Source organism: Chelatococcus sp. HY11, assembly GCF_018398335.1.
GTDB lineage: Bacteria > Pseudomonadota > Alphaproteobacteria > Rhizobiales > Beijerinckiaceae > Chelatococcus.
The window spans coordinates 26,575-38,849 of record NZ_JAHBRX010000005.1 but is presented as its reverse complement, the minus strand read 5'-3'; the positions used below and the strand labels follow the sequence as shown (position 1 = coordinate 38,849).

Sequence of the window (12,275 nt, the reverse complement as noted above, 5' to 3'; positions counted from 1 at the left end):
TGGGAAGAGGCTCGACCGTTGGCTGACGGCGCGCGAAGCCTTGCGTAGCGCAGCGCGCCGTCACGGCGGTCATGACCGGCCAGCAGGTCTCTAAAGTGAGGTTGTCGAGACAACACTTTGGAGAGAGGCCGACCATGACCAAGCGCTTTTCTACTCCCACCGGCGCCGTGCTGGTAGCGATCGACATGTCCAAGCATCGTCAGGAGGTCCTGATCGAACGACCTGAGGGTGGTCGACGCCGGCGGATGACCTTGATGGCGACCAAGCAGGACTACGAGCGCCTGGCTGTTGAGCTTTCTGCGATCGGACGACCGATCCTCGTCGGCTTCGAGGCGACCGGCAACTACCATCGCACGCTCGCCCACCGACTGCTGACGGCAGGCTTCGAGCTGCGGCTAATCTCCTCGGTCGCGCTCGCCCGGACTCGAGAGGCTCTGCACAACGGCTGGGACAAGAACGATCCCAAGGATGCCCAGGTGATCCTGCACATGTTGCGGATCGGCGCCACGCAGGCCTATGTCGATCCGCTGGCCGCCGGCATCAACGACCTGCAGGAGCTGTCGAAGACGCACGAGACGATCTCGAAGGCCAAGACGCAGACCTGGCACCGCATCCTGACGCATTATCTGCCGCTGTATTTTCCGGAGATAGCCCGCTTCGCCGGCAACAGCCGCTCGGATTGGTTCCTGGCGCTGATCGAGCGTTTCCCGACGCCCGGCAGCATCACCACATTGGAGCGGGAAGCGTTCGTGGCCGAGGCTTGGCCTCTGGTCGGCCGCAAGGTCTCCAAGGCTCGGCTGATCAACGATATCTACGAGACGGCCTGCTCATCGATCGCGTTGCCGGTGTTGGAGGAGAGTGCGGCGATCACGATGTTCCGCATGATCGTCGCCCAAGCGCGAGGCCTGATCCGGGAGCGCAACCGGATCGAGGAGATCGCACAGGCCACGCTGGCCGATCATCATGATTACCGGCTGCTGCGGCAGATCCCGGGAATCGGACCGATCAACGCTCTGACGATCCTGGCCGAGGCTGGAGACCTGCGCAGGTTCGGCCATCACCGGCAGTTCCTGAAGTTCTGCGGCCTCGACCTCGCGACCTGCCAATCCGGCACCTTCCGCGGCCGGACCAAGCTGTCGAAGTACGGCAATGCCCGCCTGCGCCGAACGTTCTGGATGGCAGCGCAGGTCGCCGCGCGCCAGCGCGATAACAGCTTCCGCGACAAGCTCGGCCGCTATGTTGCCGGCCACGCGGACGATGCCGATCGCCGTCGCAAGGCGATGACCGCACTTACCGCCAAGATGGCGCGGGTGGCGCATGCCGTCGTCAAGACGGGGACAGAATACCGGCCGTTCCTGGAGCGGTCGGATGCCAGGTGGAAGGACCCCTCTCTGCAAGTGCCGTGAGGGCGCCGAAGGCGACCCTGTAGATAATGTTCGGGCCTTCCACCTGGGTGCGTATCTCGTCTTGAGGACGGTGAGGACCACGGCCGCGTCAGTGCCGCTGGATCCTGTGTTTGCTATGGCTGGGAGCGATCCCGTTGACGGTGGAAACCATCTGGATCAGCTTATTACCGACGTCGGCGCATCGCCGACGCGATGAGACCTGCTGGCCAAGGCCCAAAGCTGCTTCCCGACATAGGACGTTGTCGGAACGAACATGGCCAGGCACGCCGTGCAGGATGAACAGGTCCGACAGAACGTCGATGACGTCGGTCGAGTTGAGCTTGCGATCGATGCGGATCGCCAGACATGCCCGGGTAAACTCATCGATGATGTTGAGCATGCGGAACTTCCTGCCATTGTGGGTCCGGCCCTCGACAAAATCGTAGGACCAGACATGGTTGGGGTGCTCGGGTCGAAGCCGGACGCACGATCCGTCATTCATCCAGAGGCGGCCTCTCTTCGGTTGCTTCTGCGGAACCTTCAGCCCCTCCCGCCGCCAGATGCGCTCGACACGCTTGGCGTTCACCGTCCAGCCCTCAAAGCGCAGCATCGCGGTGATCCGGCGATAGCCATAGCGGCCATACCGAGAAGCCAGCCGGATGATATCGGCCGTCAGTGCCTCTTCATCCGCCCGGCCTTTCAGCTTCTTGCGCTGGGTCGAGCGATGCTGGTCCAGGACCTTGCAGGCAAAGCGCTCCGACACCGAGAACTTCGCCATGACATGGTCGACGCAGCGACGGCGGCGGGCGGGGCTCAGAAGTTTCCCGAGGCAGCCTCTTTCAGGATCAGCTTTTCCAGCGTCAGGTCCGACACCGCCTTGCGCAGCCGGTCGTTCTCTTTCTCGAGCTCTTTCAGGCGCTTCACCTGGTCGCCCTTCAGGCCACCGAACTCCTTGCGCCAGCGGTAATAGGTGAACTGCGTCACACCGATTGAGCGAACCGCTTCGCCAACCGATCGGCCTTGTGACAACAAAACATCAACCTGGCGCAGCTTCGCGACGATCTCTTCGGGCTTGTGCTTCTTCTGGGGCATTCCAATGTCCTCTCCAACGGCTCAAGAGCCTACTTCAGGGAGGACCACTTTTCAGGGGGCAGACCAGTCAACACCTCTTCTCCTTGCCTTCGCGCAGAATCATGAGCCTTCTCTAGCAATCGCGTGCCTCAGGGAAACAGAAGATCAGCCTCGCCATCGGCATACGGTGAGCCGTTTTGTACAATGCTGAACCTGATACGGTCCGTCCGGTAATGCATCTCACCGGCCTGAAGCAGTCGGCCAGATGCCAGCTGGTCTTGAAATCGCTGGATAACGACTTGCGTGCCGACCGCCACCGAAAGATGAAACGCAACTTCAGCGTTACACGGCTCAATCTCTGCGATTGTCCGTGAATTGACGATCTCCAGACCGCTGCCCTCCACCAGAAGCTTGGAAAGGGACTCGGATTCGATCCGAGCCAGATCAATCTTGCGTAACAACCCGCTCTGAAAAATATGCGTTTCATAAACCAGCGCCTCGTCGGCAACTGAACGGACGATCCGCAAACACGCAACACCGCCCTTTCCCTTGCCGGCTAGTTGCCGATGCAAGCTAGGATCTGCCTGGAAGTTTTCGTCCAGCGAAACGGTCCGGGTGTCAAGATGATAGCCCTGATCCCTGAAATCCTTGATGATGGAGCGGGGCGGAACGAGCCTTCGCTCGAATTTCGGGGGACATACAATCGTGCCACGACCCTGCTCGCGCCGCACCAAGCCCTTGGCCTCGATGAGCGATAGCGCCCTGCGAACTGTCGGACGGCTTACTCCATACCGTTGCGCTAGCTGGTCTTCTGTGGGGAAGAGAACATTGGGCGACAGGGCTCTCGCCGATGCCTCCAACTCTCCCGCAAGCGCCAGATAGATCGGCTGGGCGCGGGCAGTGCCTTCAGAACTTTTCATTCTCATACCTCATCCCACGTCATGAGCTGCCGCCCACAACGCTCGCGCCGCTTATATACCGTCCGCCAAGGCGTCGGAATGCCGGAGCCTTTCATGGTTAGATTCAAACAGTTGCCTATGCGTGCACCCTGTTGCTCCGCATCCACCGCTCGAGCAGGTAGACAACGGTTTGTATCAAAATCACCATCGCAATGTAGAACACCGCCGCGAACGAGTAGGCTGTCAGACTCTGGAACGTCGACGAAGCCGCCAGTTGTGCGGTACGCATCAGCTCGCTCACACCGATAACGGACACGAGCGACGTTCCTTTCAAAATGATGATGAACTCGCTTCCCAGCGGCGGAAAAGCAATTCTAAAGGCCTGAGGGAGAATGATGCGACGCAGCGTGAGAAAATGCGACATGCCGATCGATCTTGCCGCTTCCCTCTGCTCTGGCGGAACAGCCTGTATGCTTGCCCGCAATATCTCCGCGGCATATGCACCACTGATCACCGAAAGCGCCAATGTCGCCGATACAACACGGTTATCCAGAGGGTGCATGGCCGCCCTGAGCCATTCCACACCCGAACTTGCCGCCCAGGCCGGCAACCCGAAATAGACGATGTAGATCATCACTAATGGCGGCACGCCTCGGAACAATGCCACATAAGCCGAAGAGGCGTAACGCACGGCCGTGTTGCCTGAAACGCGCCCCAGTGCGACGACCAGTCCGATTACAAGCGCGCCGCTCATGGCCAATATTGTCAAACCGACACTGATAAACGCGCCTTGGAAATAAAGCGGGAAATACTTAAGCGCGAACTCAAGCATTTCACATGCTCCTCGCGAGAAACTGCGCTATGCGCGCAGACGGCGGCGCAGCAAAAAAAACCTCCGCCGGTTGATCCGCAAGAAGGCGACCATTTTCCATAAATAGGATCCGATCGGCGACTTCGCGCGCAAAGGCGATCTCATGGGTCACCAACAGCATGGTCATCCCGCTGAGCGCGAGATCACGAATGACGGCGAGCACTTCACCAACAAGTTCAGGATCGAGCGACGACGTCGCCTCATCGAACAGGATCATGTCCGGCTCCATGCACAAGGCCCGCGCTATTCCCACTCGTTGCTGCTGACCGCCGGAGAGTTGATCCGGCCACTCATTCTCCTTATACCGCAGGCCTACGAGATCGAGCGCGCGCCGCGCGCGCTCGATGGCTGCGTCGACGGATAGGCCCAGCACATAGACCGGGCCTTCCGTCAGGTTCTGGATGACGGTCCGATGGGGGAACAGATTGAAGCGCTGAAAAACGAAGCCGATCCGCTTGCGGATATCGGCAATGTTCGCCTCTTTCTCCCGAAGGCACCGGCCACCCTCCTCGCGATATCCGACCAGACGCCCGCCGACCCGGATCGTACCGCTGTCATAGGGCGTCAGGAAGTTGATACACCGCAACATGGTGGTTTTGCCGGAACCGCTCGGTCCTAGAATCGCGACGGTTTCTCCGCGATTCAGCTTAAATGACACATCTTCGATAGCGAAGCTCGCACTGAAGCGCTTCCCTACATTCTCAACCACAAGTAGCGGATTATCGGGTGCGGTCATCGTACCGTACATAAGACCTTGCCTTCATTCCGCAACCACATTGGTCTCGCCGAACCACTTGGTGGCGATAGCCTTCATGGTGCCGTCAGTCTTCATCGTCGTGATCGCCTGGTCGATTTGGGCCAGGAGATCGCCATTGTCCTTATGCACGGCCACCGAAATGACGCGCGGTTCACTGGAGAGCTTCAAAGAAGAAACGACCAACTTATCGTGGAATGTAGCCGCAACAGTGTATGCGCCGCCGATGCTCTCCACAACGACCGCGTCCAAACGTCCCAGTACGAGATCATTTAGTTCGTCCGGTAGGGAATTGTAGCTCGCCGCCTTCATGCCTAGCGCTTCAACCTGCGCGGCTGCCGAACTGTTGACCTGCACGCCGATACGGAGCGCCTTCAATTCTTCCAGCGACGGCACGGGTTTGCCGACAGGCAGGATCGCGACGATGTCTTGAACGAGTACAGGCTGAGAGAACAGTACCTGTTCCTTGCGGGCGTTCGTCACCGCCAGACTGGTGATGGCGTCGATACGCTTAGACATAAGTGCGGGAACGACGCCATCGAAGGCCATGCCTTCATAAGCCGTCTTACGGCCGATCTTTTCACCCAGCGCGGCTGCGAAATCCATGTCATAGCCCACTTCGTTTCCGTTTTCGTCGGTAAAGCCGAACGGACGGTAATTGGGATCTCCTGCGACGCGGAAGTCCTGCGCAGTCGCGATTGAGGCTGAGCCGGCGAGAGCAAACGCCAGCACGATAGACTGAATGAAAGCAGAAATTCTCATTTTTAGACCCTCTGTGGCTTTTGATTGATTTCTATTATGAGTGCGCCGCCTTCCGCGACCACGACCTTGTCGCCCGGCATCAACACCAGGTTGGAGTCGTACTGCTCGACGACAGCCGGTCCCTCGATGCGGTGCCCGACCGGGAGATCACCGCGCTCGAAGACCGGACAATTCACCGGATCTTGGTCGCCAAACCAAACATCTCGATGACTTCGCGGAGCGGGATTGCCGCTCGTTGAATGGAAATCGATCACAATCCCCGGGTTTGGCTGGCGGACCGAGACCCCGACATTAACAAGCTCGATAGATGCGGCCGTGTCGCCATGTCCGAACCGTTGCTCATGAAGGACGTGGAACGCTGCTACGGCGGCATCGAGGTCTGTCTCGGTCTCCCCGGCCAGCGACACAGTCAGGCTGTGCGACTGACCGCGATAGCGGAAGTCGGCGCTGCGATTGATCGACATTCCTTTCGGGTCCAGACCATCCGCCTCGGCGCGCGCGAGCAACCCATCGGCAAGCGTGTGCAACGCGATCCGCAGGGATTTCGCAGCGTTCGCATCGACCGTCAGCATCAGCGTTCGATGAGCTGAATAGGTGAGGTCCGCCGATAATATGCCAAAGGCCGACCACACGCCCGGATAAAGCGGGATCACAACCCGCGGGATTTGCAGCACGCGCGCAACCTCGAGAGCGTGCATCGGACCGGCGCCGCCAAACGGCAGTAAGGTCATCTCCCGCGGATCGTGTCCCCGCTCGATCGAAATCGAGCGGACCGCCCTGCAAATGTTGTCGATTGCGATATCGAGGATGCCGCTTGCCGCCCGCATCGTGCTCATGCCGGTTGGCTTGGCGATCCGCGTCTCGATCGCCTCAAGAGCCGCCTGCCTGCTTATCGAGAATTTGCCGCCCAGCATCGATCCGGTACCAAGGCGCCCCAGCGCCACATGAGCGTCGGTGACGGTAGGCTCCTCGCCGCCAAGTCCGTAGCAGGCAGGCCCAGGCTTGCCGCCGGCGCTGCGCGGTCCCACCCGCACAAGACCGGTGCTGTCGATATAGGCAATCGATCCGCCACCTGCCCCCACCGTCTCAACCTCGACCGAAGGCAATGCGACTGAGTAGCCGGAGATGGTTCGGTCCTGCGTTAGCGCGGTCTGATCCGCACGCAGCAGGGCGACGTCCGAACTGGTGCCGCCTATGTCGAGCGTAAGTACATCGCCCAGATCAAGCTGGCTCGCCAGCGTTTGAGAACCGAGCACGCCACCGGCGGGTCCCGAAAGCATGCACCGCGCGGGAAAACGACGCGCCTCAGGTAGCGTCATGCAACCGCCATCGGATCCCATGATGCTCAGGCGCATTCCCTTGCCCTCGACCGCGCGTTCCAGCGTGTCCAGAAAGCGCGCCATCACCGGGCTTGCGGCCGCGTTAATGGCAGTGGTGCTGATGCGTTCATATTCACGGAAAGTCGCCAGCACTTCCGAAGAAATAGAAATCGGAACATTGAACTCGTGGGCAAGATAGTTGCGCACTCTTTGCTCATGCGAAGGATCCACAAACGAAAAGAGGAAGCAGATCGCAATTGCCTCGACCTCCGCCGCACGCAGCTTTGAGACAAGGTCAGGAAGAAGGCTTTCGTCGAGCCGCGTGAGCACACTACCGTCAACACCGATGCGCTCGGGAACCTCAAAGCGGAGATCTCTGGGGACTACTGGCACCGGCCGCGAAAGACCAATGTCGTAGGACGACGGGCGGCGCATACGCGCAATTTCGATGACGTCCGCAAACCCTTCGGTGGTGATGAGCGCCGTGCGGGCAAGCTTATGCTCAAGCAGCGCATTGGTGACAACGGTCGTGCCAACGACCAGCGTGCCGATATCGGCAATGCTGCCACCAAACCGCTCGGCAAGGTCGGCAAGCGATGTCATGATATCCTCGCCCTGGTGGCCAGGACGATGGAGGACCTTCGATATCCGGCTGGCCGCCGTCGCCCGGTCGGCGATGAGCACGTCTATGAACGTTCCGCCGACATCGATCGCAGCGTGGAAGTCGCGGCTCATGACGAGGCCTCCGGCACCGGCTGGCCGTATCCGCCGCCGCCCGCCGTCTCGATCCAAACGACGTCACCCGCCGCAATATCAGCTTCGACGTAGCTGTCGATCACATCCACCTGTCCCGATTCTCGCACGATGCGAATGCTTGTCGTCGCTCCATTGCCGCCACCGTCACGGCCGCGCGGTGCGCGATGCCCCATGCTGATCTGGAACGACGCACGCACCGGCGCCAACATCCGGAACACCCGTCGGAATCCCAGCCCGCCTTTGCGGAATCCCTTGCCGCCCGACGTTCTGACCAGTTCGTAGCGCTCGATCCGCACAGGCATGCTCAGTTCGACAGCTTCCGCCGGCGTATCGCTGAGATTGGAGACGGGCGGCATCACCGCACATTGCCCCTCACTGTCCGGGCTGGCACCTGAGCCACCGCCCAGCGCTTCGCCATAGGCGAACAACTGGTCTGTCCGAGGGTTCAGACCTCCGAACGAAAACACACCGCCACCTCCGGATTCCGCGTAAATTGCGTGTGGGGCCAACGGTTCGAATGCCTCCATCAGCGCGTCGAACGTGTGGTATGACACCTGGGTGGCTGCAGAAATGGCCGCCGGATATTTTGGGTTGACTATGCTGCCCTCCGGTGCGCGCACGTCGACCAAGCGATAAAGGCCTGCATTGGGGGGAATATCGCCCGCCAGCGTCACGCGCAGAGCCATGAACACGCACGCACACGTGTTTGACAGGCAGGAATTGAAGGGGCTGTCGGTCTGCCGGGCGGTACCCGCAAAGTCGACGACAAGCCGATCTTCCTGAACCTCCAGCTTGACCTTGATAGGGACCATTTGCCCGCCAAAATCGGCCTCCGTCTGTCCATAAGACACATGACCGTGAAGACTCTTGAGGGTTTTGCTGAAGGCGGCTTCCGAACGATCCAGAAGCTCTTTCAGCGCTCGCAGGATAGTCGCACGTCCATAACGCTGACCGATCTCGATCAATCTCTGCTGGGCGAGCTTGGCCACAGCGATCTGCGCGCGAAGGTCTGCCAGCCTCTCGTCCGGCGTGCGCGAATTGCTCACGATCAGTCGCGTCATCGCTTCGTCTGGCTGCCAGTCGCGGGTCAGCCTTACCGGTGGAATCCGCAACCCCTCCTGAAAGATTTCGCGCGCGGCCGCCGGCATGGATCGCGCCGCCATGCCACCCACATCATTGTGGTGGGCAAGACTTGCGGCAAATCCGACGAGTTCCCCCTCGATGAACAGGGGCCCCGCGAGAATGAAATCGGGAAGGTGATTGGCTCCGTGATACGGATCATTGACCAGGAAGGTGTCTCCTGGTCGCATCTCATCGCGAGGATACCGGGCCAGGATGGCACGCATCGCAAACGGCATGACGCCGAGATGTATCGGTATGTGCTCCGCCTGAACGGCCATTTCGCCGTCGGCGGTGTATATTCCGCAGGAGCAGTCCTTGCGCTCCTTGATGCTCGGGGAATGCGAGGAGCGCACCAACGCCTGAGACATCTCCTCGCTTACTGAAAGCAGACTGTTGCGGATGAGCTCGAGCGTCACCGGATCGAGTTCATGCATAGCCGCTGACGTCGAACCACCCATGTTATTGCCTCAAGCCCGCTCGCACACCACGAGAATATTGCGCTTCGATAGCGGATTAAGCTCATCGTTGCCGTAGGGAGCGATGAGGTTCGCCCAGGCCTTGTGGCCGACCTTGACCAGCGTATCCAGGTCTTCAGGATAGACCTTGCCCCAGATACCCGCGCCTTCGGGTTCGGTCAGTCCGCCGTAGCAGATAATGAGGTTCTGGGATCCCGCCCCATAAAGGCATTCGCCCGGCTGAACGTCGGTATAGAGCTTGAGGTTTTCGCGGGCGAGCGTGAGCACCGGCGCAGTCGCGAGCAACATCGGGCCGGTAATCAGCGCGTGAGACTGAATGGTCTTGAATGGCAGTGCGTCCCAGATCTTGCCGGCAACCGTGGGCGCCTTGTCATCATAGACCTCGATCCGAATGCTCGCATCGAATGCCGGCCATGACATCTTAAGTGTTTTCTTCGACATAATATTCTTCGTCCTCGACAATCACTTGGTTTGATAAGGGACGCGTGTCCACGGCTCAGCGGAAGCATAAGAGAGTATATCCTGCGCCTCATCCTTGCTACGCTGGTGCATATGCATACCGAGGTGCCACGGGAACACCTGCTCCGTCCAAAGATGTAGACGGGCACCGTAAGTGTGAATCGCTTCGGTCAGGCTCAGGAAGTCTTCCCTGGTCGAGATCTGGTCGAACACCGAAAAATAGCGCAGGAACAGGTCGCCAAGCTCATGGAGGCCCACATAATTCAAGAAACCAGCGCGATAGGCAAAGTGAGCCTGCGCCATCTTCTTGAGCTGTTCCACGTTGAAGTCCGGATCGTGCGCTAGCTTCAGCACGGCCGTCGTCGCGTAAAATGCAACTCCCCGCAGTTCGCTCTGTCCGAACAGCAAAGTCGTAAAAACCTGTCCGTATGTGCCCGCGCCGGAATCGATCACGCCATGCCTGATCTTGATCAAATCGGCTGGCTCATCAAGCCAGATCGCTTCTGTCCTTTGCCTAATGTAGGCCTCAACTTCCCGCCACGTCATTCCCGATCCCTTTCTGTAGCTGGCTCGGCGTGAACGTAACGTATAATTTGTATTTACAAATATGTTTTAACAATTCCAGAGCGCGACATTACGACGCATGGGATCGACTCGAGAAGCGGTTGTTGAACGGATGCATGTTTTTGCTGGTCGTCTCCCTTTTTGATGTTCCTGGGAGGTCGTCCGCAAAGACGCCATGGCTCGGCCCTATTGCCCTAGCTGAAGTCTCCGGAGCTGAGGATCGCTCGGCAAGATCAAAGATGGGAGATCAGGACACGCAATGACTTCACTGAGTTCGCGGGCGGTCGGCTCAACAACTGAGGGAAATTCCGCGGACCGTCGGAGTCAGCCATTGCCGCGAGCACGCCAGCAAATCTAAGAACCAGGGATTCGACCTGAGAACCACCTCTGGGCGGCCCATTCTAGTCGCGTATGGCTTCGTTGACCACCGTTGCCAGTTCACCCGTCAGCAGCTCTGCCTTGCTGAGCAATCCCGCATCCTCGAGTGCCTCGAAGTCGGGGAGATCACGAAGGGTTTCGAGCCCGAACTCGAGCAGGAACGCGGGTGTGGTGACATAGGTGTAGGGCGCACCCGGCTGCGGCGCGCGCGGGCCGGAAGCGATGAACCCGAATGAACGCAGGTTGCCGATCAGGTCGCGGCTGATTTCCTTGCCGAAGAAGGACGAAAGCTCGGCACGGGTGATCGGTTGGAAATAGGCGATGCACATCAGCACCAGCACCTCGGACCGCGACAGGTTACGTTCGCTTCCGCCGACGGCTGTGCCAAATGCACTGCGGATGGCGTCGGCATAGGCGGGCCGGGTCAAGTGCTTCCAGCCGCCGGCGACCGCGACCAGATCATAAGGACGGCCGCGCAGCTCCTCGCGGATATCGTCGATCAGGAGATCGATGCTGCAACTTTTTCCCACGATCCGCGCCAGCGTCTCGCGGTCGACCGGCTCGCTGGCCGCAAAGATCGTTGCCTCCACCCGGTTCATCCACTCCCGCCACCGCGCCTCCGCCGGCAGGTGATCCAGTTCGCGGTCCAGCAGACTGTCGGATGGTCGCCCTTTCGCCCGTTTCGCACGCGCCGCCTCCGCCATCGTCATATCCCGTAGATGCGGAAGGTCGTGCGGCCGCTGAGCTCGCGCACAGAGCCGAGCTCGACCAGTCGATCGAACAGGCGCCGGCTGGCCCAACGTGACAGACTCTCGGTGGTCAACGCTCCTGACACCGCATCGTCGCCGAGCAGCCGGTCGATGACGTCGCCGGCCGCCTTGGATCGCAGTTTTGGGACGGCGGCGCGCAAGCGCCCGGCCTGCGCCGCTATGTCTGTAGCGAGCCGGCAGGCCTCCGCCGCTCCAAGGGTCGCGGCGACAAAGACGGCCTGCTCGAACACTTCGCTGCCCGGTCGCGCGCGCCGGCTGTCCGGTCCCAACCGTAGCAGTGGCGCATGGATTTGGGGGGCAAGGATCAGCACGGCATGGCGCCAGCCCATGCGCCAGGACAGGGCGCCGTCGGCCAGCCACCAGGCCAGGAGTTCGGCTTTTGGGTCTTCCCGCATAACAGCGGCGGCGATGCGCGCCGCGACCACCGGCGCCGGCGCGCCGGCGCGCACTTCATCCCGTACGACGTCGATCAGGCCGCCAAAGCCGTCCGACCAGCCGACGCCGAGCAAGGCGGTAACCGTCCGCAACTCCTGGATGGTGGGCGGCAGCGAACGACTGGCGAGGAGCCGCCACGCGGCGAGCACATTGCCGGCCGGCCCCGGCGCGTCGCCGGGCTGGCGCAGCAACCAGGCGTCGCGCATTGGCGTCACGACACGAAAGGGATGAATCTGTCCGACTTTTGAGAACAT

Annotated in this window: 10 protein-coding genes and 2 pseudogenes; 1 reads left to right on the top strand and 11 read right to left on the bottom strand. The window is 60.4% G+C overall.

Features of this window, described 5'->3' with window-relative positions; all coding sequences use genetic code 11:
* Positions 1-134: 134 nt before the first annotated feature.
* Positions 135-1,398: pseudogene (locus tag KIO74_RS31180) on the top strand (IS110 family RNA-guided transposase); the annotation flags it as partial.
* 246 nt (positions 1,399-1,644) lie between these two features.
* Here the strand turns inward: KIO74_RS31180 and KIO74_RS31175 are convergent.
* The 11 genes and pseudogenes from KIO74_RS31175 to KIO74_RS31125 all read right to left on the bottom strand — a co-directional run.
* A pseudogene (locus KIO74_RS31175) lies at positions 1,645-2,477 on the bottom strand (IS3 family transposase); the annotation flags it as partial.
* A 128-nt stretch (positions 2,478-2,605) separates the two neighbouring features.
* Positions 2,606-3,376, bottom strand: coding sequence for a GntR family transcriptional regulator (locus tag KIO74_RS31170; RefSeq protein WP_249731683.1), 771 nt, complete (start codon positions 3,374-3,376; stop codon positions 2,606-2,608).
* Between the two features lie 115 nt (positions 3,377-3,491).
* Positions 3,492-4,187 carry an amino acid ABC transporter permease gene (locus KIO74_RS31165; protein ID WP_213339656.1) on the bottom strand — a complete coding sequence of 232 codons (696 nt, stop codon included), beginning with the start codon at positions 4,185-4,187 and terminating at the stop codon, positions 3,492-3,494.
* A 1-nt stretch (position 4,188) separates the two neighbouring features.
* Complete coding sequence (locus KIO74_RS31160; protein ID WP_213339654.1) at positions 4,189-4,962, bottom strand: amino acid ABC transporter ATP-binding protein; 774 nt, start codon at positions 4,960-4,962, stop codon at positions 4,189-4,191.
* A 24-nt stretch (positions 4,963-4,986) separates the two neighbouring features.
* Positions 4,987-5,742 carry a substrate-binding periplasmic protein gene (locus KIO74_RS31155; protein ID WP_213339652.1) on the bottom strand — a complete coding sequence of 252 codons (756 nt, stop codon included), beginning with the start codon at positions 5,740-5,742 and terminating at the stop codon, positions 4,987-4,989.
* A gap of 2 nt (positions 5,743-5,744) precedes the next feature.
* Complete coding sequence (locus KIO74_RS31150) at positions 5,745-7,796, bottom strand: hydantoinase/oxoprolinase family protein (protein WP_249731682.1); 2,052 nt, start codon at positions 7,794-7,796, stop codon at positions 5,745-5,747.
* On the bottom strand, positions 7,793-9,397 hold the full coding sequence (locus tag KIO74_RS31145) for a hydantoinase B/oxoprolinase family protein (RefSeq protein ID WP_213339648.1): 1,605 nt from the start codon (positions 9,395-9,397) through the stop codon (positions 7,793-7,795). The genes KIO74_RS31150 and KIO74_RS31145 overlap by 4 nt, the downstream gene beginning before the upstream one ends.
* A 9-nt stretch (positions 9,398-9,406) precedes the next feature.
* The gene (locus KIO74_RS31140; protein WP_213339646.1) at positions 9,407-9,835 is read right to left on the bottom strand and encodes a DUF3830 family protein; all 429 of its coding nucleotides are present in this window, start codon (positions 9,833-9,835) and stop codon (positions 9,407-9,409) included.
* Between the two features lie 42 nt (positions 9,836-9,877).
* Positions 9,878-10,420, bottom strand: a complete 543-nt coding sequence (locus KIO74_RS31135; protein ID WP_213339645.1) for a cucumopine synthase-related protein — start codon at positions 10,418-10,420, stop codon at positions 9,878-9,880.
* Positions 10,421-10,839: 419 nt separating this feature from the next.
* Positions 10,840-11,520, bottom strand: a complete 681-nt coding sequence (gene scpB, locus KIO74_RS31130) for an SMC-Scp complex subunit ScpB (protein WP_213339643.1) — start codon at positions 11,518-11,520, stop codon at positions 10,840-10,842.
* Between the two features lie 2 nt (positions 11,521-11,522).
* Positions 11,523-12,275, bottom strand: a complete 753-nt coding sequence (locus tag KIO74_RS31125; protein ID WP_213339641.1) for a DUF1403 family protein — start codon at positions 12,273-12,275, stop codon at positions 11,523-11,525.